Annotated in this window: 12 protein-coding genes, 1 tRNA gene, 1 other RNA gene and 7 pseudogenes; 12 read left to right on the top strand and 9 right to left on the bottom strand. The window is 70.8% G+C overall.

Annotated elements, in window-relative coordinates; all coding sequences use genetic code 11:
* Positions 1-12: 12 nt before the first annotated feature.
* Complete coding sequence (locus L2X98_RS19280; RefSeq protein WP_259611935.1) at positions 13-441, bottom strand: RDD family protein; 429 nt, start codon at positions 439-441, stop codon at positions 13-15.
* Between the two features lie 132 nt (positions 442-573).
* Here L2X98_RS19280 and glnA (L2X98_RS19275) point away from each other — a divergent pair.
* Positions 574-1999 (top strand): annotated as a pseudogene (gene glnA, locus L2X98_RS19275) (type I glutamate--ammonia ligase).
* 57 nt (positions 2000-2056) lie between these two features.
* Here glnA (L2X98_RS19275) and L2X98_RS19270 read toward each other — a convergent pair.
* Both L2X98_RS19270 and glnA (L2X98_RS19265) read right to left on the bottom strand, forming a co-directional pair.
* A pseudogene (locus tag L2X98_RS19270) lies at positions 2057-5057 on the bottom strand (bifunctional [glutamine synthetase] adenylyltransferase/[glutamine synthetase]-adenylyl-L-tyrosine phosphorylase).
* A 7-nt stretch (positions 5058-5064) separates the two neighbouring features.
* Positions 5065-6400: pseudogene (glnA, locus tag L2X98_RS19265) on the bottom strand (type I glutamate--ammonia ligase).
* Positions 6401-6787: 387 nt separating this feature from the next.
* Between glnA (L2X98_RS19265) and ppgK the strand changes: the two are divergent.
* On the top strand, positions 6788-7549 hold the full coding sequence (ppgK, locus tag L2X98_RS19260) for a polyphosphate--glucose phosphotransferase (protein WP_259611934.1): 762 nt from the start codon (positions 6788-6790) through the stop codon (positions 7547-7549).
* A gap of 33 nt (positions 7550-7582) precedes the next feature.
* Here the strand turns inward: ppgK and rnpB are convergent.
* Positions 7583-7949, bottom strand: an RNA gene (gene rnpB / locus L2X98_RS19255) — RNase P RNA component class A.
* Positions 7950-8135: 186 nt separating this feature from the next.
* Here rnpB and L2X98_RS19250 point away from each other — a divergent pair.
* Together L2X98_RS19250 and L2X98_RS19245 are read left to right on the top strand one after the other, a co-directional pair.
* Positions 8136-8780 (top strand): cell wall protein, encoded by a 645-nt coding sequence (locus L2X98_RS19250; RefSeq protein ID WP_259611933.1) that lies wholly within the window; start codon positions 8136-8138, stop codon positions 8778-8780.
* 682 nt (positions 8781-9462) lie between these two features.
* Positions 9463-10434, top strand: coding sequence for a DUF4012 domain-containing protein (locus tag L2X98_RS19245; RefSeq protein WP_259611932.1), 972 nt, complete (start codon positions 9463-9465; stop codon positions 10432-10434).
* A 147-nt stretch (positions 10435-10581) separates the two neighbouring features.
* Here the strand turns inward: L2X98_RS19245 and L2X98_RS19240 are convergent, their stop codons facing one another.
* From L2X98_RS19240 to L2X98_RS19230, 3 genes are all read right to left on the bottom strand, one after another.
* Complete coding sequence (locus L2X98_RS19240; RefSeq protein WP_259611931.1) at positions 10582-12285, bottom strand: bifunctional 3'-5' exonuclease/DNA polymerase; 1704 nt, start codon at positions 12283-12285, stop codon at positions 10582-10584.
* Positions 12282-12995, bottom strand: coding sequence for a zinc ribbon domain-containing protein (locus L2X98_RS22575; RefSeq protein WP_435526228.1), 714 nt, complete (start codon positions 12993-12995; stop codon positions 12282-12284). The genes L2X98_RS19240 and L2X98_RS22575 overlap by 4 nt, the downstream gene beginning before the upstream one ends.
* Positions 12996-13033: 38 nt before the next feature.
* A tRNA-Val gene (locus L2X98_RS19230) sits at positions 13034-13106 on the bottom strand.
* Positions 13107-13282: 176 nt separating this feature from the next.
* Between L2X98_RS19230 and L2X98_RS21990 the strand changes: the two genes are divergently transcribed.
* The 8 genes and pseudogenes from L2X98_RS21990 to L2X98_RS19200 all read left to right on the top strand — a co-directional run bounded on the left by L2X98_RS21990 (position 13283) and on the right by L2X98_RS19200 (position 20858).
* Positions 13283-14752 (top strand): thiamine pyrophosphate-binding protein, encoded by a 1470-nt coding sequence (locus tag L2X98_RS21990; RefSeq protein WP_354002855.1) that lies wholly within the window; start codon positions 13283-13285, stop codon positions 14750-14752.
* Positions 14673-15607, top strand: a pseudogene (locus L2X98_RS21985) (hypothetical protein). The gene L2X98_RS21990 and the pseudogene L2X98_RS21985 overlap by 80 nt, the downstream one beginning before the upstream one ends.
* Positions 15583-16011 (top strand): transketolase-like TK C-terminal-containing protein, encoded by a 429-nt coding sequence (locus L2X98_RS21980; protein WP_354002854.1) that lies wholly within the window; start codon positions 15583-15585, stop codon positions 16009-16011. Before L2X98_RS21985 ends, L2X98_RS21980 begins: the two are co-directional and overlap by 25 nt.
* 7 nt (positions 16012-16018) lie before the next feature.
* Positions 16019-17234, top strand: a pseudogene (locus L2X98_RS19220) (PucR family transcriptional regulator).
* 85 nt (positions 17235-17319) lie between these two features.
* Positions 17320-18234, top strand: coding sequence for an ACP S-malonyltransferase (locus L2X98_RS19215; RefSeq protein WP_259611930.1), 915 nt, complete (start codon positions 17320-17322; stop codon positions 18232-18234).
* Positions 18231-19233: pseudogene (locus L2X98_RS19210) on the top strand (beta-ketoacyl-ACP synthase III). Before L2X98_RS19215 ends, L2X98_RS19210 begins: the two are co-directional and overlap by 4 nt.
* A 78-nt stretch (positions 19234-19311) precedes the next feature.
* Complete coding sequence (locus tag L2X98_RS19205) at positions 19312-19560, top strand: acyl carrier protein (RefSeq protein WP_259611929.1); 249 nt, start codon at positions 19312-19314, stop codon at positions 19558-19560.
* Positions 19561-19618: 58 nt separating this feature from the next.
* Positions 19619-20858, top strand: a pseudogene (locus L2X98_RS19200) (beta-ketoacyl-[acyl-carrier-protein] synthase family protein).
* Between the two features lie 50 nt (positions 20859-20908).
* Here the strand turns inward: L2X98_RS19200 and L2X98_RS19195 are convergent.
* Positions 20909-21412: a DUF3145 domain-containing protein gene (locus tag L2X98_RS19195; protein WP_259611928.1), complete on the bottom strand. Its 504-nt coding sequence runs from the start codon at positions 21410-21412 to the stop codon at positions 20909-20911.
* A 140-nt stretch (positions 21413-21552) separates the two neighbouring features.
* Entirely contained in the window at positions 21553-22326 is a 774-nt protein-coding gene (locus L2X98_RS19190; protein ID WP_354003086.1) for a hypothetical protein, read from the bottom strand.
* Positions 22327-22435 lie beyond the last annotated feature (109 nt).

The following is a 22435-nucleotide window of genomic DNA, read 5'->3' as shown; positions in this document are numbered from 1 at the left end:
CGCGAGTCGCGCTCAGACCCGGATCAGGACGGTGCCGGCCGCCTTGTCGTGCAGACCGCGGCGATCGGCGTCCCAGATCAAGGCCGGCACGATCAGGAACAGCAGCGCGGTGCGCACCAGCGGCCGCCACAGGCCCACCCAGCCGCCGTGCACCCGCATCAGCCGCAGTCCGACCAGGCGGTGTCCGGGGCTTCCGCCGATGGTCGGGATGAACACGATCTGCACGATCGCGAACACGATGTTCGTCGCCACCGGGTCGGCCACGATCACCCCCGTCACCGGGGCGGTGGAGTGGAAGAACGCATAGCCGATCAGGCCGGCCGTGGCCAGGTCGATCGCCAGCGCCGCGACCCGACGGCCGAACCGCGCCACGCTGGTCGGACCGTTCTCGGGCAGTCCCAATCGGGCGCCGGGATACGAGGGCGCAGTGGCATCGGGCACCGTTCCAGCCTAGACGTCCGTGTAACATGCCGGAAACATCCGGGATACGGCCGGGCAACGCTGCTTCGATAGGTTTGATCGTGTCCGCGCCCCGTGCGCGACCGACCCCATCCCACCCCTACAGGGAGAAATATGTTCACGGAGCCCGCCGAGGTCCTGAAGTACATCACCGACGAGGACGTCAAATTCCTCGACATCCGATTCACGGACCTTCCGGGTGTGCAGCAGCACTTCAACATCCCCGCGTCCACCGTCGACGAGGAGTTCTTCAGCGTCGGTCAGCTGTTCGACGGATCGTCGATCCGGGGCTTCGCGAACATCCACGAGTCCGACATGCAGCTGATCCCGGATGTCACGACCGCCTACGTCGATCCGTTCCGCGAGGCCAAGACGCTGATCATGCTCTTCGACATCTACAACCCGCGCACCGGCGAGATCTACGGCAAGGACCCGCGCCAGGTCGCCAAGAAGGCGGAGAAGTACCTCGCCTCGACCGGGATCGCCGACACCGCGTTCTTCGCCCCCGAGGCCGAGTTCTACATCTTCGACGACGTCCGCTACGAGGTGAAGGAGAACTCGAGCTTCTACTCGGTCGACTCCGAAGAGGGCGCCTGGAACACCGGGCGGGTGGAAGAGTCCGGCAACCTCGCCAACAAGACCCCGTTCAAGGGCGGCTACTTCCCGGTGGCCCCGGTCGACAAGACCGCGGATCTGCGCGACGACATCAGCCTGCGCCTGATCGAGTCGGGGCTGGAGCTGGAGCGGGCCCACCACGAGGTCGGCACCGGCGGGCAGCAGGAGATCAACTACCGCTTCGACACCATGGTGCACGCGGCCGACGACATCCTGAAGTTCAAGTACATCGTGAAGAACACCGCCGAGGAGTGGGGCAAGGTCGCGACCTTCATGCCCAAGCCCCTGTTCGGCGACAACGGGTCGGGCATGCACACGCACCAGTCGCTGTGGCTCGGCGGCGACCCGCTGTTCTACGACGAGAAGGGGTACGGCGGACTCAGCGACATCGCGCGCTGGTACATCGGCGGCCTGCTCAAGCACGCCGACGCGGTGCTCGCGTTCACCAACCCGACGCTGAACAGCTACCACCGGCTGGTCAAGGGCTTCGAGGCGCCGGTGAACCTCGTCTACTCGGCGGGCAACCGCTCGGCGGCCATCCGCATTCCGATCACCGGCTCGAACCCGAAAGCCAAGCGCATCGAATTCCGCGCACCGGATGCCTCGGGCAACCCGTACCTCGCGTTCGCCGCGCAAGCTGATGGCGGGCCTGGACGGGATCAAGAACCGCATCGAGCCGCACGAGCCCATCGACAAGGACCTGTACGAGCTGCCGCCCGAGGAGGCCAAGAACATCCCGCAGGTGCCGAACTCGCTGCAGGACTCGCTGGACGCCCTCGCCGCCGACCACGCGTTCCTGCTCGAGGGCGGCGTGTTCTCCGAAGAGCTCATCCAGACCTGGATCGAGTACAAGGTCGAGAACGAGATCAAGCCGCTCGCGCAGCGTCCGCACCCCTTCGAGTACGAGCTGTACTTCGGGGTCTGACGTCGGACACGGCGAAGGGGCCCGGACGGTGTCCGGGCCCCTTCGCCGTGGGTCGGATCAGCCGTAGAACAGCTTCTCGAACTCCCGCCGGGCGCGCCGGGACGCCCGCATCCAGGCCTCCTCGACGGCGGTGGCCGACCGGGGCGGGTACTCCAGGAGCCGGCCGATCCCGTCCAGCTGCCGACGGTCCGACGGCAGGACGTCGCTGGTCTGGCCGCCCAACAGCGTGTTGGCCGACCGCAGCCGGCCCGCGAGCCGCCAGGCTTCCGTGAACCGGCGGGCCGCGGCATCCGGCACGAAGCCGGCCGCGGTGGCGGCGCGCAGCGCGCCGAGAGTGGCCGTGGTGCGCAATTCGGGATGCGCGTGCCCGTGCTCGAGCTGGATCAGCTGGACCAGCCACTCGACATCGCTGAGCCCGCCCGGTCCGAGCTTGAGGTGCCGCTCGGGCGCCGCACCCTGCGGCAGCCGCTCCGCCTCGACCCGCGCCTTGATCCGCTTGATCTCCCGCAGGTCGCTCTCGCGCACCGCCGCGGGATAGCGCACCTGGTCGGCCAGCGCCATGAAGTCGGCTATCAGCTCCGGACTGCCGGCGACCCCGCGCGCCCGCAGCAGGGCCTGAGCCTCCCACGAGACCGACCAGCGGCGGTAGTACTCGCGGTACGCGTCCAGCGAGCGCACCATCGGGCCGTTCCTGCCCTCGGGGCGCAGGTCGGCGTCCAGGTCCAACGGCACCCGGTGGTCCTCCGCGTGCTCCCGCAGCCCGGCGACGAGCCGGCGGGCCAGGAGCGCCGCCCGCTCCGGCTCGACGTCGCCGGCGCGGAACACGAACAGCACGTCGGCGTCGGACCCGAAACCGAGCTCGGCCCCGCCGAACCGGCCCATCGCGATGATCGCGAACTCCAGCGACCGCTCGTCCTCCGGCACCACCTCCCGGTATACGGCGTCCAGCAGCGCCTGGATCGTGACCTCGGTGATGATCGTCAGTGCCTGCGCCAGCTCCTCCAGCGTGAGCGCTCCGAGGACGGTCGCCATCGCGGTGCGCAGCGCTCGCGGCGGCGCAGCGCGCGCACCGATCGCAGGGCCGGCCCGATGTCGCGGTGCCGCAGGCGGATCGCCCGGGCCTCCTGCTCCAGCGCCGCCGCCTCGCGCGGACGCAGCCGCGCAGCGTCGTCGAGCCAGGCGACGGACTCCGGGATCCACTCCATCAGCTCGCCGATGTACCGCGATCCGGACAGCACGCGGGTCAGGCTCTCGGCCGCGCCGGACGAATCGCGCAGGCATCCGCAGGAACCACGGCGTGTCGCCGAGCCGCTCGCTGATCCGCCGGAACGCGATCAGCCCGTAGTCCGGGTCGACGCCGTCGGCGAACCAGCGGATCATGATCGGCATCAGGTGCCGCTGGATCGTCGTCTTCCGGCTGATGCCGGTCGTCAGCGCCGCGATGTGCCGAAGCGCCCCCGCGGGATCGACGAATCCGATCGCCGCGAGCCGATCGTGCGCCTGACCGGTCGACAGGCTCCGCTCCTGCTCGGGCAGCGAGGCCACCGCCGACAGCAGCGGACGGTAGAACAGCCGGACGTGGATGTCGCGCACCTCGCGCTTGACCCTCTCCCACAGCGTCCAGACCGCCTCGCCGCTCTCGGCCAGGCCGCTGGCCCGGGCCAGGACCCGCCGATCCTCCGGCCGGGCGGGCATCAGATGCGTGCGCCGCAGCCCGCGCAACTGCACCCGGTGCTCGAGGACCCGCAGCGTCCGGTAGTCCCGGTCGAACGCGGCGGCGTCCGCCCGTCCGATGTAGCCCTCGCGCACCAGTGCGGCCAGGGCGTCCAGCGTCCCGCGCTGGCGGATGGCCGGGTCGGTCAGCCCGTGCACCAGCTCGGCAAGCCGCACGGTGAACTCCACATCCCGGATGCCGCCCGGGCCGAGCTTGAGCTGGTAGGCGACATCCTCGTCCGGGATGTTGTCGGTCACCCGCTCGCGCATCCGCTGGACGCTCTCGACGAAGTCGGTCCGAGCCGCGCTGTTCCAGACGCGCTCGTGCACCGCGCTCACGTACTCGTCGCCCAGAGCGAGGTCGCCGGCCACCGGGCGCGCCTTCAGCAGCGCCTGGAACTCCCAGCTGCGCGCCCAGCGGTCGTAATACGACAGGTGCGACTCGACGGTGCGCACCAGCGCCCCCTGCTTGCCCTCGGGGCGCAGGTTCGCATCCACCTCCCACAGCGGCGGCTCGATCTCCATTCCCGAGATGCCGCGCATGGTCTGAACCGCCAGTCGGGTGGCGATGTCGATCGTGCGGCTCTCGGACAGCTCCGCCGGGGCGTCCGCAGCGGCGCCGGCGACGAAGATGACGTCCACGTCGCTCACGTAGTTGAGCTCGCTCGCGCCGCACTTGCCCATCCCGATGATCGCCAGCCGCACCGCGGCGACCTGGTCGCGGGGGAACAGCGACAGCTCGCCGCCCTCGGCCACCCGCGTGCGGGCGATGCTCAGGGCGGCGTCCAGGGCGGCGCCGGCGGCGTCGGCGAGAGCCCGCGAAACCTCGGCCACCGCCTCGATCGCGTCGTCGCTGAGCAGGTCGAACACGGCGATGCGGGCCAGGAGGCGACGGTAGCGGATGCGCAAGCGCCACCCACGTCTGCTCGGTGCCCGCCGGCGTGAAGCCGTCCCGCGCGCCGACGGCATCCCTCAGCTCGGCGTAGAGCTCCTCCCGGGCGGGCAGCGTCGGGTGCGGCACGCACAGGTCCGCCAGGGCGTCGGGATGCCGGAGGTAGAAGTCGCCGAAGCCGTGCGAGGCGCCCACCAGCGCCCAGGCGGCCCGACTCCCCTGCGGGTCCGCCAGCGTCGCGGCGACGGCCGCGGCGTCCCGCCCCGCCACCCGCGCGAGCGCGTCCAGTGCCTCGTCCGGGTCCGCGGCGCCCCCGGCGGACCGCGCCAGCGCGTCGCGGGCGAGCCCGGTCGCTGTGCTCAACTCGTCCAGGCGCGCGTCGGCGGCGGCGAGTTGGGTGAACCCGAGGCGGGCGAGCGCGGTCAGCCCGGATGCGCGATCTGCCGACGCCATCGGGCTCCTAGAGCATCTCGAGGTTGCGTGCCAGCTCGAACGGGGTGACCTGTGCGCGGTATTCCTCCCACTCGCGCCGCTTGTTCAGCAGGACGTAGTTGAACACCTGCTCGCCGAGTGTCTCGGCCACCAGCTCCGAGTCCTGCATGTACTCCAGTGCGTGGTCCAGGCTCGCCGGCAGCGGGGCGAATCCGAGTGCCCGCCGCTCGGCGTCCGAGAGCGACCACACGTTGTCCTCGGCCTCGCCCGGCAGCTCGTAGCCCTCTTCGATGCCCTTCAGCCCGGCCGCCAGGAGCAGCGCGTAGGCCAGATACGGATTGGCCGCCGAGTCCAGCGCACGGTACTCGACCCGCGACGACTGGCCCTTGGTCGGCTTGTACATCGGCACCCGCACCAGGGCGGACCGGTTGTTGTGTCCCCAGCAGATGAAGCTCGGGGCCTCGTCGCCGCCCCACAGCCGCTTGTACGAGTTCACGAACTGGTTGGTCACCGCCGCGATCTCGTTCGCGTGCCGCAGGCCCTGCGATGAACTGGCGTCCGACCTGGGACAGCTGGTACTGGCCGCCCTCCTCGTAGAACGCGTTGACGTCGCCTTCGAACAGGGACATGTGCGTGTGCATGCCGCTGCCCGGCTGCCCGCCCAGCGGCTTCGGCATGAACGTCGCGTAGACGCCCTGCTCGATGGCCACCTCCTTGACGACCGTGCGGAACGTCATGATGTTGTCGGCCGTGGTCAGCGCGTCCGCATAACGCAGGTCGATCTCGTTCTGACCCGGACCGCCCTCGTGGTGGCTGTACTCCACCGAGATGCCCAGGTCCTCCAGCATCCGCACCGACCGGCGGCGGAAGTCGTGTGCCGTCCCGCCGGGGACGTTGTCGAAGTAGCCGGCCGAGTCGACCGGGACCGGGCCCTTGGGGCCGATCTTCGACGACTTCAGCAGATAGAACTCGATCTCGGGGTGGGTGTAGAACGTGAACCCGGCGTCTGCCGCCTTGGCCAGGGTGCGCTTGAGCACGTGTCGCGGGTCGGCGACCGCCGGCTGTCCGTCCGGGGTCGTCACGTCGCAGAACATCCGCGCCGTCGGGTCGATCTCACCCCGCCACGGCAGGATCTGGAACGTCGTGGGGTCGGGATTGGCCAGCAGGTCCGACTCGTACGAACGGGTCAGCCCCTCGATCGCCGATCCGTCGAAGCCGATCCCCTCGGTGAACGCCCCCTCCACCTCGGCTGGTGCGATCGCCACCGATTTGAGGGTGCCCACGACATCCGTGAACCACAGCCGCACGAACTTCACGCCGCGCTCTTCGATCGTGCGCAGCACGAAGTCTCGCTGCTTGTCCATAGATCTTCCCTCCCCGTGCGCGCCCTGCGGCGCGGTGGCGTTCAGCCTTCGTCGCCGGCTGCCGGTGCCGCCGGAACCCCAGTCGTCCTCACGACGCTCTTCCTCGGCCCACTTCCGCGAACGCTCCCGGATGACCTCGGGGGCGCGTGCCGCCTCCTCGGCGGTGTCGAACGGGCCGGCACGATCGGGGGCGGGGGCCTGCATGCCGCGCTCCACCTCGCCGGTGACGAGATTGAACCAGAACTTGTCGTCGTTCTCTGCCACGATGCCTCCTCGATGCCGCCGGATCCGGGACCGACCGCGGTGCCGGGTCGTGGTTCGATCCTACTGACCGCGCGTGCGCGAAACAGGGCGGAATCGGCTCGACGGTCTGGATAGGCTGGAGACATGGCAGCAGAGACGACCCGTGCGGTCGGAGTGGACATCGGCGGCACCGGCATCAAGGGCGGCATCGTCGACCTGCGCGAGGGCCGGCTGCTCAGCGAGCGGATCAAGGTCGCGACCCCGACGGGCGCCAAGCCGGCCGACGTGCTGGCCGCCGTCAAGGAGGTCCTGTCGACGCTGGACGTGGCCGAGGAGCGGATGCCGCTGGGCGTGGCCTTCCCCGCGATCGTGAAGAACGGGCGGACGCTGTCGGCGGCGAACGTGGCCGAGGACTGGGTCGGGTTCGAGGCGGAGAAGTTCTTCGAGGACGGCCTGGGCCGCGACATCCACTTCGCCAACGACGCGGACGTCGCCGGCATCGCCGAGGTGCGCTACGGCGCGGCACAGGGACGGGACGGCCTGGTGCTGCTGACGACCCTCGGCACGGGGATCGGAACGGCGATGATCCACAACGGGATCCTGGTGCCGAACACCGAGCTCGGGCACCTGCAGCGCGCCGGACACAAGCACGACGCCGAGCACTACACCGCCTACTCGGCGATGGAGCGCGAGAGCCTCAGCTGGAAGAAGTGGGCGGCTCGCCTGCAGTGGTACTACGAGCATCTGCAGTTCCTGTTCAGCCCGGACCTGTTCGTGGTCGGCGGCGGCGTCTCCAAGCACGCCGACGAGTTCCTGCCGCTGCTCGAGCTGGACACGCCGATCCTTCCCGCCGTGCATCGCAACAACGCCGGCATCATCGGCGCGGCCGCGCTCGCCGCGGACTGAGCGCACGCGCGGGCACAGACCCGACGGACGAGGCGAATGGGCCGGCCTGTACGCCGGGTTCTGTCCGGGGGCTCGCGCCCCGTGGATGGTCATCTCTCTCGGCGATGCGTTGCCGCACCGCTCCAGCGGCCTACCCGGGGACTCGGCGGGCCGCGTCAACATCCCCTGTATGGCCTTGCTCCGGGCGAGGTTTGCCGTGCGGGTCGCGTCACCGCGACCCCGGTGGTCTCTTACACCGCCCTTTCACCCTTACCGGGACGAACCCGGCGGTCTGCTCTCTGTGGCACTTTCTCGCGGATCACTCCGGGTGGGTGTTGCCCACCGCCCTGCCCTGTGGAGCCCGGACGTTCCTCGGCGCGAGGCGGCGAACCGCCCGCGACGCGACCATCCAGCCGACCCATTCGCGTGTCCGAGCCTAGCCGCTCGCATCCGGATCCGGCGCGTCGGCCCCTCGTCCCCGGAGACGTTGTGCGCTAGACTGCCGGTGCACCCCGACTGGGGAGGGTGCCGTCGGCCATGGGGATGGTCGATTTATTGCCTACTGGGGAGGCAGCGATGTTTCGCAAGACCGCAGCGGTTCCGAGCAGTGGCCGCGCTCATGATCCTCGGCGCCGGATCGGCCGCATTCGCAGCCGATGGCAGCGCCGACGATTCGGGAAGCTCCACGAGCACCGATTCGAACTACACGCCACGGACGCCGACCTCGCCCTCGCTGGCCGGATCCACCGCCTTGAGCGAGTGCGTGGGCGACGTGCCGCGCATCTCATTCAGCGTGGTCCTGACCGACCCGGATGACATCGCCACCGGGCACGAGGTCACGCTGGTGTTCTCGGACGGCACGCACACGCTCCCGCTCGACCTCGGTCCGCTGGTGAACAACAAGCTGTCCGGCACCGTGCTCTGGCCCGGAGCGACCACCGATGCCCAGGGGAACGGCCTGACCTGGCCCGGATGGGAGCTGGTGAACGGTCAGCAGACGCAGACCGGCGGCAACTTCGGCTGGACGCGGGGGAACATCACCGCGACCATCAAGGTGAACCCCGAGCTGTCCGTGCCGCTGTCGTACCCGCCTGCCACCTCGGCATGCGCTGCGCCGGGCGTGGCATCGGCCGCCTCGATCCTGCCGGTGACGGGTCTGAACGTCCCCGTCGTGCCGATCGCGATCGGCGGCGGGATCGTGCTCCTCGCGGGCGCCGGGCGCTGCTGGCGCGGCGGCTTGCGTCGCAGCTGACCGATGGCCAGCATGGTCCGGGGGCGGCGACGCTCCGCCCCCTGGTATGCGCTCGGCCTGGTCCTCGCACTGTGCATCCTCGCGGCAGCCGTCGTCTGGGTGGGCGTGCGCGCGGTCATGGTCAAGGGCGAGGTGGACGCGATCCAGTCGCTCACCTCGCGGATGAGCACCGCGATCGCGGACCGCGACCTGAACGAACTCGGCACCGTCAACGACGAACTGGCCGTGCACGCGCGGCGCGCGGTCGAGCTGACGGCCGATCCGCTGTGGACCACCGCCGAGCTCCTGCCGGTGGCCGGCCCGAACCTGGCCGCCGTCCGGGTCGCCGCGAACGCCGTCGACACGGTCAGCGCCGATGTGGTCTCGCCGATCCTGGACGTGGCCGCGTCCCTCGGCGATGCCCAGGGCCCGTCGAACCAGGCGCTGGATGCCGCGGTCGGCGCGGACGGCCCGCTCGACCACGCGGCATCCGCTCTGCACCGCGCCGCGACCCGGCTGGCCGGCATCCCGGCCACGGCGCTCATCACGCCCGTCGCCTCCGGCGTCGCCCAGCTCACCGACCTCGTCGGCAACGCGGACGCCGTGCTGCAGCCGCTGGCCTCGTCGGCCGGCGCCCTGCCGCTGCTCCTGGGCACCGATCAACCGCAGACGATCCTGCTGATGGTGCAGAACCCGGCCGAGCTTGCGCACGGGCGGCGGCATCACCGGCACCTTCGTCCAGATGCGGGCCGCCGACGGCCGCTTCACCATGCAGAAGATGACCGACTCGTCGGCGTTCCACTACCGCACCCGTCAGATCGCCCCCATCCCCGACGCGCTCACCGCGCTGTACGGGAACGTGATCGGGCGGTTCGTGCAGGACACCACGATCCCGGCCGACTTCTCGCTCACGGCCCGGCTGGCCTCGGCCTGGTGGACCGCGCACGGCGGGGCCGCGCCGGACGCGGTCATCTCGATCGACCCGATCGTGCTGGAGTCGCTGCTGGCGGTGACCGGACCGGTCACGCTGGGGGACGGCAGCACGCTCAGCGCCGACAACCTGGTCCAGCGCGTGCTCGTCGATCCCTACCTGACGATGACCTCCGAGCAGCAGGCGTCGTTCTTCGCGCAGTCCACCGCCTCGGTGTTCGCGCGCGTGTTCACGCACGGGATGTCGCCGGTGGAATGGGCCGAAGCGCTCGCCCAGCCCATCCAGGACGACCGCATCTCGGTGTGGAGCGCGGACGCCGACGCCCAGAAATCCATCGCCTCGGGCCCCCTCGGCGGTCCGCTGGTGCGTCAGCGGCTGGCCGGCGACTCCGCCTACGCGGTGTATTTCAACGACAACACCGGCGGCAAGATGGCCCCGTACATGACCACGGCGATCTCGGTGGCCCAGGGCACATGTCGTGCCGACGGCAAGCACACGGTGGCCGTGTCGGTCTCATTGACCAGCACCGCGCCGAAGGACGCCGGGACGATGCCGATCAGCATGACCGGCGGCGGACTGTGGGGCGTCGGCGCCGGCGACATCGGCATGAACGTCACGGTCGCCGCCCCCGCGGGCGCGTTCTTCGGCGGCGTGACGGTGGACGGCAAGGTCAACCCGTCGGCGAACGAGGATGCCGAGGGCCACCCCAGCAGCATCACGCACGTGAATCTGCAAGCCCGGTGAGACGAACGTGCTGACGTTCCGCTTCGTGGTGGACGACGACGCGCAGGCCCAGATCGTGCACACGCCGATGCTCACCGCACCGGAGGTGACCCGCACGCCGCTGCGCTGCGAGTGAGCGTCAATCCTTCTGCGCGGTCGGGGCGATCTTCAGGTCGAGCGGGAAGTCGATCGGGAACCCGCCGAACAGCAGCCGGCCGGCGGATGCCGCCGCTTCGCCGACGATCGCCGCGGCGGCATCCGCATACCGCTTGCGGCGTGTGCACGATCAGCTCGTCGTGCAGGAAGAACGCCAGGTGGGGCACGCGGGCCAGCGCAGCTCCCGATCGCGGGGCGGCCTCGGCATCCGGGACCGGAGGCAGCTGCGCGAGACGCGATCTGACCTCGCCCAGCCAGGCCAGCGCCCATTCGGCCGCGGTGCCCTGCACGACGAAGTTGCGCGTGAACCGGCCCCGATCCCCGGCGTCCCGACGTGCCCGATCGCGCTCGGCGGCCGTGCCGGTCTCGTCGGCGGCCAGCCGCTGCGTCTGCATCCACCGCGGTGACGCCGGCGGGCACGAGCGACCGAGCCAGGTCGACACGACGCCGCCGTCCGCTCCGACCCGGGCCGCGTCGTCGACCAGGCCCATCGCGCGCGGGTACGCCCGGCGCAAGCCGCGGCAGCAGCCGCCCGCTCTCGCCGGTGGTGGACCCGTACATCGCGCCCAGCATCGCCACCTTCGCCTCGGCGCGGGTGGCCACCGCCCCGCTGTCCACGATGCCGGCGTACAGATCGTGGCCATGCGCCGCGTCGGCGAGCCGGCGGTCGCTGGACATGCCCGCCAGCACCCGCGGCTCCAGCTGGGCGACATCGGCCACCACGAAGGTCCATCCCGCGTCGGCCCGCACCGCGGCCCGAAGACGGCGAGGGATCTGCAGTGCGCCGCCGCCGGAGGACGCCCACCGCCCGGTGACCACGCCGGCCGGCAGGTAGACCGGCCGGAACCGCCCGTCCTGCACCCACTCCGCCAGCCAAGCCCAGCCGTTCGCGCTCAGCAGTCGGCTCAGGCGCTTGTACTCCAGCAGGGGCTCGATCACGGGGTGGTCGAACTCCCGCAGCTCCCACTTCGCCGTGGTGCGGGCGGGCACGCCCACCCGATGCAGACTGCGCAGCAGCTTGGCCGGCGAGTCCAGGCTCGCCTGCGGATCCTCCAGCAGCAGGCGGATGTCGGCGCCGAGGGCGACCATCCGCTCCGGCACTCCCCCGGCGTGAGGGCGACGGCCGAGGATCTCCTCGAGCATCCGCTCGTGCGCGGGGACGTCCCACGGCAGTCCGCCGGCCCGCATCTCGGCGGCCACCAGGGCGCCGGCCGACTCGGCCGCGCACAGCAGATCGATCCGGCCCGGCTCCCGCGCCGAGCGCGTCGCCGCCCGCTGCCGCACGAACTCGCGCAGCGCGCCGTCCAGATCGTCGGGCGTCCCGGATGCCGCGGCCGAGTCCTCGCCGAGCGAGAACAGCGCCTGATCGGCCTCGTCCGACGGGCCGGGTGCGGCATCCCACTCGCGCGCATCGCGGATCGCGTCGGTCTCGGTGACGAGCTCGCTGTCCCGGAGGATCGCGTGGCACAGGCGCAGATCCCGGCAGCGGCGCACCCGGACCCCGGCCGCCAGCAGCGGCGGATAGCGCCGTGCCGTGTCGGACCAGACCCAGCGCGGCGGAGCGGGTCCGCTCTCGGCGTCGGAGACGAACCGAGGGAAGGCCGACGCATCCAGCCGCTGCCGGCGGTGCTCGACGCCATCCGCGTCCAGGTGTGCCAGCTCGACGTCTTCGCCGTCACGGCCGACGACGATGCACGCGTCCGCCGGGGCGCTCACCGGTCTCGCGCGGTGGTCACAGCCCCGACTCTTCGGTGCGCACCAGGATGCACCCGCACTCGGGGCAGTTCACCACGGCATCCTCGGCCGCCTGCCGCATGGCGGCCAGATCGGTGCCGGACAGGACCATGTTGCAAGCCCTCGCACGTCTGCGCGCGCAGAGCGGCGGCCCCGACGCTGCGCAGGGCTGCGCGGTCGTACGCGGCGATCAGCTCGCCCGGCAGCTCGGCGGCGATGGCGGCACGGTCGCGCGTGGCGGCCTCGAGCTGTGCGGTCGCCTCGGCGACCGCCGTCTTGCCCTCGGCGCTGAGGCGACTGCCCTCGTCGTTGACCTCGGCCACCAGCGCCGCCTGCGCGGCGACCGCGGACTCGGCCTCTTCGAGCCGTTCCATCAGCTCCAGCTGCATGTCCTCCAGGTCGCTCTTGCGCCGGGCGAGCGAGGCGAGCTCGCTCTCCAGCCCCTGGGCGTCCTTCACGCTCGAGACCGTGTTCAGTCGCTGCGCATCGCGTTCGCTGCGCGCGTCGACCACGGCGATGTCGGATTCGACCCGGCCCAGCTCGGCCTGCACCCCGTCACGACTGCCCTGCAGCGCGGTGAGCTCCTGCGTCAGCGTCTGCCGCTGGCTGACGAGTTCGCGCACGCGCGCGGCCTGGGCCGGACTGCTGCGGGCGTGTTCGGCCTGCCGGATACGGGTGTCGAGTTCGGCCACATCGAGGAGGCGGCGCTTGCGCGGGCTGTGCGTTCACGTGGGCCCTGCCGGGATCGAACCGACGACATCCACGGTGTAAACGTGGCGCTCTACCAGCTGAGCTAAAGGCCCGTGCCGCAAGTCTACGAGAGGGCGCGCCCATCCGGTGGCGCGGCGCCGGCGCCGCGGGACGTCGCAGCCGCCTCGAGTCGCTAGGCTGGTGCGCGGTGTGCCATCCGCGTCGACCCCGGCGGTGCACGCCCGAAGCCCGCAGCCGACGCAATCCGCCGGCCGAAGAAAGGTCACCCGTGACTGTCCACGATCAGGATCCGTACTCCCAGGGCCCCCTCGACAGCGACCCCGACGAGACCGGCGAGTGGCAGGAGTCGCTCCAGCAGCTGGTCCAGGCCAAGGGAGCCGGCCGCGGCCGCGAGATCATGCTGAGCCTGCTGAAGAGCTCGAAGGAGCTCCGGCTCGGCGTGCCGATGGTGCCGACCACCGACTACGTCAACACCATCGCCCCAGAGAACGAGGCCCCGTTCCCCGGCGACGAGGAGCTCGAGCGCCGCTACCGCTCCTGGATCCGCTGGAACGCCGCCATCACGGTGCACCGCGCCCAGCGCCCCGGCATCGGGGTGGGCGGCCACATCTCCACCTATGCGTCCTCCGCGTCGCTGTACGAAGTCGGCTTCAACCACTTCTTCCGCGGACAGGACCACCCCTCCGGCGGCGACCAGATCTTCTTCCAGGGGCACGCCTCGCCCGGCATGTACGCCCGCGCCTTCCTCGAGGGGCGCCTCAGCGAAGACCAGCTGGACGGATTCCGCCAGGAGAAGTCGCAGGCTCCCCACGGCATCCCGTCCTACCCGCACCCGCGGCTGATGCCGGAGTTCTGGCAGTTCCCGACGGTGTCGATGGGCCTCGGCCCGATCAATGCGATCTACCAGGCCATGGCCAACCGGTACCTGACCAACCGCGGGATCAAGGACGTGTCCGACGGTCGTGTGTGGGCGTTCCTCGGCGACGGCGAGCTCGATGAGGTGGAGAGCCGCGGCCAGCTGCAGGTCGCCGCCAACGAGGGCCTGGACAACCTGACGTTCGTGGTCAACTGCAACCTGCAGCGCCTGGACGGACCGGTGCGCGGCAACGGGAAGATCATCCAGGAGCTGGAGAGCTTCTTCCGCGGCGCCGGCTGGAACGTGATCAAGGTCATCTGGGGCCGGGAGTGGGACGACCTGCTGGCCCGCGACGTCGACGGCGCGCTGCTGAACCTGATGAATGTGACCCCCGACGGCGATTATCAGACCTACAAGGCCGAGAGCGGCGCCTACGTGCGCGAGCACTTCTTCGGCCGCGACGAGCGCGCCCGCGCCCTGGTCGAGGGCTTCACCGACGACCAGGTCTGGAACCTGCGCCGCGGCGGGCACGACTACCGCAAGGTCTATGCGGCGTTCCAGGCCGCCACCGAGCACAAGGGCCAGCCCACCGTCATCCTCGCCAAGACGATCAAGGGCTACGGCCTGGGCGCGCACTTCGAGGGGCGCAATGCGACGCACCAGATGAAGAAGATGACGCTGGAGGACCTCAAGCAGTTCCGCGACGCGATGCACATCCCGTTCACGGACGCGCAAGCTCGAGGAGAACCCGTACCTGCCGCCGTACTACAACCCCGGGGCCCAGGACGAGACGGTCCAGTACATGCTCGAGCGCCGTCGTGCGCTGGGCGGGTTCGTCCCCGAGCGGCGCACGACGCACGTGGACCTGGCCCTCCCGGATGATGCGGCGTACGCACTGCCGAAGAAGGGGTCGGGCACGCAGGAGATCGCCACCACGATGGCGTTCGTCCGGCTGCTGAAGGACCTGCTGCGGACGAAGGACTTCGGCCACCGGATCGTGCCGATCATCCCGGACGAGGCGCGCACCTTCGGCATCGACGCCTTCTTCCCGACCGCGAAGATCTACAACCCGAACGGCCAGCACTACACCTCGGTGGACCGCGAGCTGCTGCTGGCGTACAAGGAGAGCGCACAGGGGCAGATCCTGCACGTCGGCATCAACGAGGCCGGGGCGATGGCCGCCTTCACGGCGACCGGAACCTCGTATTCCACGCACGGCGAGCCACTGATCCCGGTCTACATCTTCTACTCGATGTTCGGCTTCCAGCGCACCGGCGACGCGAACTGGGCCGCCGGCGACCAGATGGCGCGCGGCTTCGTGATCGGCGCCACCGCCGGGCGCACCACGCTCACCGGCGAGGGCTGCAGCACGCCGACGGGCATTCGCCGCTGCTGGCCTCCACCAACCCGGCCACCGTGGCGTACGACCCGGCCTACGGCTACGAGATCGCGCACATCGTCCGCGCGGGCCTGGACCGGATGTACGGCGGGCAGCATCCCGACCCCAACGTCATGTACTACCTCACGGTCTACAACGAGCCGATGGTGCAGCCGGCCGAGCCCGAGGACGTGGACGTCGACGGCATCCTCCACGGCATCCATCGCATCGCCTCGGCCGACGGCGACGGCCCCCGCGCCCAGCTGATGGCGTCCGGCGTCGGCGTGGCCTGGGCGCTGGAGGCCCGGGCAAGCTGCTGCGCGAGGACTGGGGCGTGCAGGCGGATGTCTGGAGTGTGACCAGCTGGTCCGAGCTGCGCCGCGACGGCCTGGCCGCCGACGAGCACAACTTCCTGCATCCCGACCGGGAGCCGCGGACCGCGTACCTCACCCGCAAGCTGGAGGGCGCCGAGGGCCCGGTGGTCGCCGTCAGCGACTTCATGCACGCGGTGCAGGACCAGATCCGTCCGTGGGTGCCGAACCGCTTCGCCACCCTCGGCGCCGACGGGTTCGGCTTCAGCGACACGCGGGCCGCCGCGCGCCGATTCTTCAAGATCGACGGGCCGTCCATCGTGGTGCGCACGCTGCAGGCCCTCGCCGAGCAGGGCGCGGTCGACCGGAGCCTGTCGGTGCAGGCGATCGAGAAGTACCGTCTGCACGACGTCACCGCCGGCACCAGCGGCAACGCGGGCGGCGAGAGCTGATCCCGCGATGATCAGCGAGAGCGCCCCCACGGGAAAGGCGGAGACCCTCGTCTGGCTCCGTCGCCTTTCGGGCGACCTCGCCACGGCGACGATCAACCGCCTCGAGCAGTCCCTGCCGTGGTACGCCGAGATGCCGCCGGCGCGGCGCTCCGCGGTGGGGCTGGTGGCGCAGGCCGGGATCACCTCGTTCATCCAGTGGTACGAGGATCCGGACTCCACCCCATGGATCGCGGCGGACATCTTCGCGGCCGCGCCCCGCGAGCTGCCGCGAGCGTCAGTCTGACGCAGACGCTCGCAGCTGATCCGGGTCACCGTCGAGGTCACCGAGGAGAAGGTCGCCGGCCGCGGCGAGCATCTCCGCGAGGCGATCCTGCTGTACTCGCGCGAGGTCGCCTTCGCCGCCGCCGACGTCTACGCGCGGGCCGCCGAGGCCCGTGGACTGTGGGACGCGCGGCTCGAGGCCCTGGTCGTCGACTCCATCCTCACCGGGGGCGCCGACGAGGAGCTGCCCAGCCGCATCGCCGCCCTGGGCTGGCACGGCCACGGCGAGGTGGCGGTCCTGGTGGGCACCACTCCCCCGATGTTCGACGTCGACCAGCTTGCGCCGCACCGCCCGCAAGCTCGGGGTGGATGTGCTGATCGGCGTCCAAGGCTCCCGACTCGTGCTGGTGATCGGCCGGGCCGAGCTGCGCGGGCCGGACGACCCCGCGACCGAGCTGCCGTTCCTCCAGATCGCCGAGCACCTCGAGCCCGGATTCGGCACCGGCCACCTCGTGCTCGGGCCGACGGTGGCCGCGCTCGTGGACGCCGGGCAGAGCGCCCGCGCGGCCCTGGCCGGCTTCGCCGTCGCTCGCTCGTGGCGGCACGCGCCGCGCCCGGTCGAGGCGGACGACCTGCTCCCCGAGCGCGCGCTGGCCGGAGATCAGCTGGCGAAGAACACCCTGGTGGAGAAGATCTTCCGGCCGCTGCAGAACCACAGCACCGATCTGGTCACGACGCTGTGGAGCTATCTGGACAACGGCCGGTCGCTGGAGGCGACGGCCCGGGAGCTGTTCGTGCACCCGAACACGGTGCGCTACCGGCTCAAGCGCGTCTCCGAGGTGATCGGGTGGGATGCCACGGGTCCACGGGAGGCGCTGATCCTGCAGACCGCGCTCATCCTGGGCGCCATCGGCACCGACGCGACCCGTCGGAAGGCCCCCGCAGGGCCTCGCACCCGCTGAGCCCTGTGGAGCAGGCACAAACGTTCCTGACATTCTTGTGCGGTCTCTGCCAGTTGGACGTCCCAGGGTTTGGCAGGATGGGAAAGTGATCATCGCCGTCTTCCCCGGTCAGGGCGCGCAGTCCCCCGGCTTCCTCGCTCCCTGGCTCGAACTGGACGGCGCGCGCGAGCGCCTGCAGGAGTTCTCCGACCATGCGCGCGTCGACCTCGTGGCCGCGGGAACCGAGTGGGATGCCGAGCGCATCCGCGACACCAAGGTCGCCCAGCCGCTGATCGTGGCGGCGAGCCTGCTGTCCTACGCCGCCCTGACCGCCGATGCCCGCCCCGCCGGTGTCGCCGGACACTCGGTCGGAGAGCTGGCCGCGCTGGCCGCCGCCGGCGTCGTCGCCCCGGCGGACGCGCTGGAGCTGGTGGGCACCCGCGGGCGGGCGATGGCCGAAGCCGCCGCGGCGGCCCAGACCGGCATGAGCGCCATCGTCGGCGGCGACGAGGCCACCGTCCTGGCGGCGCTGCAGACGCATCGCCTCACCCCGGCCAACTACAACGGCGGCGGCCAGATCGTCGCCGCCGGAGCGCTGTCCGACCTCGCCGAGCTGGCCGCCGACGCCCCCCGGGGCGCCCGCGTGATCCCGCTGCAGGTCGCGGGCGCCTTCCACACCGGCTACATGGCGCCGGCCGTGGACACCCTGCGCGCCGCCGCCGCCGAGGTGACGGCATCCGATCCGGCCCTGACACTGTGGACCAACAGCGACGGCTCCGTCGTGGACTCCGGTGCCGCGGCCATCGACCTGATGGTGGCGCAGGTCGCCTCGCCCGTGCGGTGGGACCTGTGCATGGCGTCCTTCGCCGACCACGGAGTGACCGGGATCGTCGAACTCGCCCCCGCCGGCACCCTCGTCGGCCTCGCCAAGCGCGCCCTGCGCGGCGTGCCGAGCGTGGCGGTCAAGACGCCCGACGACCTCGCGGCCGCGACCGCACTGCTGACCGGAGAAGCCGCATGAGCATCAGCCTGACCCAGCCCACCGGGCCCGCCCACACCCGCATCTACGCGTACGGCGCGGCCCGCGGTGAGAACGTCGTCCCCAACGACGACCTGGTCGGTCCGATCGATTCCAGCGACGAGTGGATCCGGCAGCGCACCGGCATCATCACGCGCGTGCGCGCCGGCCACGACACGAGCGCCATCGAGCTGGGCACGGATGCGGCCCGCGAGGCGGTCGAGCGCTCCGGCATCCCGGCCGACAAGATCGACGCCGTCATCGTCGCCACCATCAGCAACCCGAAGCAGACACCGTCGGTCTCGGCCATCGTCGCCGACCGCATCGGCGCGAATCCCGCCGCCGCCTACGATCTGAACGCCGCCTGCGCGGGCTTCGCCTACGGCGTCGCGCAGGCGGACGCCCTCATCCGCGGGGGCATCGCGACCTACGCCGTGGTGGTCGGCGTCGAGAAGCTCAGCGACCTCGTCGACCCCACCGACCGCAGCATCTCGTTCCTGCTCGGCGACGGCGCCGGCGCGGCGGTGGTCGGGCCGAGCGAGACCCCCGGCATCGGTCCCACCGTCTGGGGCTCGGACGGCTCGAAGGCCGAGCTGGTCGGCATGAACGCCACCCTCACCGAGTTCCGCGACGGCACCGTGCCCTGGCCGACGCTGCGGCAGGAGGGGCCTTCGGTGTTCCGCTGGGCCGTGTGGGACATGGTCAAGGTGGCCCGGCGCGCGCTGGAGGCGGCCGGTGTCGAGGCCGCGGACCTGGCCGCGTTCATCCCACATCAGGCCAACCTGCGCATCATCGACGAGTTCGCCAAGCAGCTCAAGCTCCCGGACACCGTCACGATCGCCCACGACATCGAGACCACCGGCAACACATCGGCGGCATCCATCCCGCTGGCGACCCACCGGCTCGCTGCAGGAGCATCCGGAGCTGTCCGGCGGGCTCGCGCTGCAGATCGGGTTCGGCGCCGGGCTCGTCTTCGGCGCGCAGGTCGTCGTGCTCCCCTGACCGGAACGCACTCGACCATAGACTTGTCCACGGCCCGCCGGGCCTCGTCCCCTGAAGAATCCAGAACAAGGAGCAGAAATGGCATTCACCAACGATGAGGTCCTCGCCGGCCTTGCCGAGCTGATCACCGACGAGACGGGGATCTCCGCCGACGAGGTGGCGCTGGAGAAGTCGTTCACCGACGACCTGGACATCGACTCGATCTCGATGATGACGATCGTCGTCAACGCCGAGGAGAAGTTCGGCGTCACCATCCCCGACGACGAGGTGAAGAACCTCAAGACCGTCGGCGACGCCGTCACGTACATCAGCACGCACCAGGAGTGACCGCATCCGGTGGGGGCAGTCCGCCCCCACCGGCACCCCACATCACGAGGAACCCCACATGAGCACGTCCCGCATCGTCGTCACCGGCATCGGCGCTTCGACTCCCCTGGGAGGCACCGCGCCCGAAAGCTGGTCCGCCCTGCTGAACGGCGCAAGCGGCGCCCACACCCTCCCCTACGACTGGGTGGAGGAGTACCAGCTGCCGGTCACGTTCGCGGCCGAGGGCATCGTCCGTCCGGAGAGCGTTCTGGCCCGTCCCCTCGCCAAGCGTCTGGACCCGTCTTCGCAGTTCGCCATGGTCGCGGCGCTGGAAGCCTGGGCGGACGCCGGCGCTCCCGAGGTCGATCCGGAGCGGCTGGGCGTCGACTTCGCGACCGGCATCGGCGGACTGTGGACCCTGCTGGATGCGTGGGACACGCTGCGCGAGAAGGGCCCCCGCCGCGTGATGCCGATGACGGTCCCGATGCTGATGCCCAACGCCGCGGCCGGCAACATCTCCCTCCACTTCGGCGCACGCGCGTTCGCGCGCACGGTCGCCAGCGCCTGCGCCTCGAGCACCGAGTCGATCGCGAACGCCATCGAACACCTGCAGGACGGACTTGCCGACGTCGTGATCGCCGGCGGCACCGAATCGGCCATCCACCCGCTGACGATGGCGGCGTTCGCCTCGATGCAGGCCCTGTCCCGCCGCAACGACGACCCCGAGCACGCGTCGCGGCCGGGCAGCATCGACCGGGACGGCTTCGTGATGGGCGAAGGGTCGGCCGTGCTGATCCTGGAGACCGAGGAGCACGCCAAGGCCCGCGGCGCCAAGATCTACGCCTACGCGGCCGGCGGCGGGGTGACCGCCGACTCGTACCACATCACCGCGAACGACCCCGAGGGGCACGGCGCCGCGCGCGCGGTGCGGATGGCGCTCGAGGCGGCGGATGCCTCGCCCGACGACATCACGCACATCAACGCGCACGCCACCTCCACCCCGGTCGGCGACCCGAACGAGTACCAGGCGCTCAAGCAGGTCTTCGGCGACCGGATCGACGAGATCCCGGTGTCGGCCACCAAGGCGTCCACCGGACACCTGCTCGGCGGCACGGGTGCGCTCGAGGCGGTGTTCACCATCCTCGCGATCACGAACCGTCAGGCGCCTCCGACGATCAATCTGACTGAGCAGGACCCCGAGGTGCCCTTCCGGATCTCCGGCGACGTGCAGCCCCTCGGAGAGGGCCCGCAAGCTCGCGATCAGCAACTCGTTCGGCTTCGGCGGACACAACGCGGTGGTCGCGTTCGCGTCCTCCTGATCCGCAGAAACGCAGACTCCCCACGGCAGCAGTGCCGTGGGGAGTTGTTCTCAGCCGACCTTGTGCAGCCACACCACCGGCGCATCGTCGGATGCGTGCCGGAACGGCTCCAGTTCATCGTCCCAGGCCGACCCGAGGGCGATCTGCAGCTCGCGCTCCAGCTCGGCCACATCGCCGGCGGCCACGTCCATGGCGTAGCGCAGCCGGTCCTCGCCGATCACGACGTTGCCGGCGGAGTCGGTCTGCGCATAGTGGATGCCCAGCCCGGGGGTGTGCATCCAGCGTCCGCCGTCGCTGCGCGGTGTCGGGTCCTCGGTGACCTCGAAGCGCAGGTGCTCCCAGCCGCGGATCGCGGTCGCCAGGGCCGCCCCGGTGCCGGCCGGCCCCTCCCAGTAGAACTCCGCACGTCGGCTGCCGCCGAGCACCGGCTGGTCGGCCCAGTCGAAGCTCGTCGCACGCCCAAGAGCGCGTCCTACCGCCCACTCCAAGTGGGGGCACAATGCGCGTGGCGCGGAGTGGATCAGAATCACTCCACGCGATGGTGTCGCCGCCATGATCTCTCCGTTTCGTCAGGTACGTCTTCCCCTACGACCTGACCGGATGCGGCGGCGTGCTGTTCTGTTGTCTGCGCTCATTATCGCCCGCCGACACGGGAATCACAAGCCTGTGATTCCCGTGTCGGCGGGCCGGACGATCAGGCTTCGCTCATGGCCCGGACCTCGGCCTGCCCCTTGGCGGCGTAGTATGCCGCGCGCGCAGCATCCTTCCGCGCCTGCTCGGCGTAGCCGGCATCGAGGATCTCCTGGTCGACCGGGACGCTGTCGACCCGATTGCGGCCGTTGTACTTCTCGATGTATGCGTCCAGCTCGGGCCCGCTGGTCCACGAGGTGATGAGGTTGTACCGCGGCTCGGAGCCCAGGTGGGTCGTCGCGTGCCACAGTCGCTGGGTGTCGATGATCAGCTGCGCGCCGGCCGGCAGCGCGATGCGGACCTCGCCCTGCGGGTCGGTGCGGTTCTCGCGCAGCACGAAGAAGCTGTCCTTGTCGTCGGTCAGGTTGAAGAACCCGCGCACGACCCAGCCGGTCCCGTCCGGGTTCAGCCGGTTGTTGTCATCCTGGTGCAGGTTGTAGAGGCACTCCCCGTACGGGGTGGGCTCGAGCTCGATCACCCGGCAGCGCCCGACGTTGGCGCCCGGCTCCTGTGCGCGGCGGGTCAGGTTCGGCGCCTTCGCGACCTGCGACTCGATCCACACGCCGTCCTTGTCGGTGCGCGGCGGCTTGTGGTTCCAGAAGCCGTTGCACTCGATCTCACCGAACGCGCTGGCCAGCGGCGCGAAGCGGGTGTCGCCCGAGGACTTCCAGTCGACATACTCGATGTCGAGCCACTCCTTGGGGTCGAGCTCCTGGTTGTAGCTGTCCAGGACGACATAGCCGGTCTCCTCGAGAGCGGCGGACTTGATGTAACCCATGATGAGGATCATGACCTTTCGTAGAGGGCCAGCGAAGTTTTTACAGGCCCGACTTAGGCAAGCCTACATCGGGGCTGTTCCGCCTCTCGGGGCCGCCGCCGTGAATAAC

Origin of the sequence: Microbacterium elymi, assembly GCF_021582895.2 — a bacterium.
GTDB lineage: Bacteria > Actinomycetota > Actinomycetes > Actinomycetales > Microbacteriaceae > Microbacterium > Microbacterium humicola.
The sequence above is the reverse complement of the archived record's forward strand: the minus strand, read 5'-3'. Positions and strand labels throughout refer to the sequence as shown.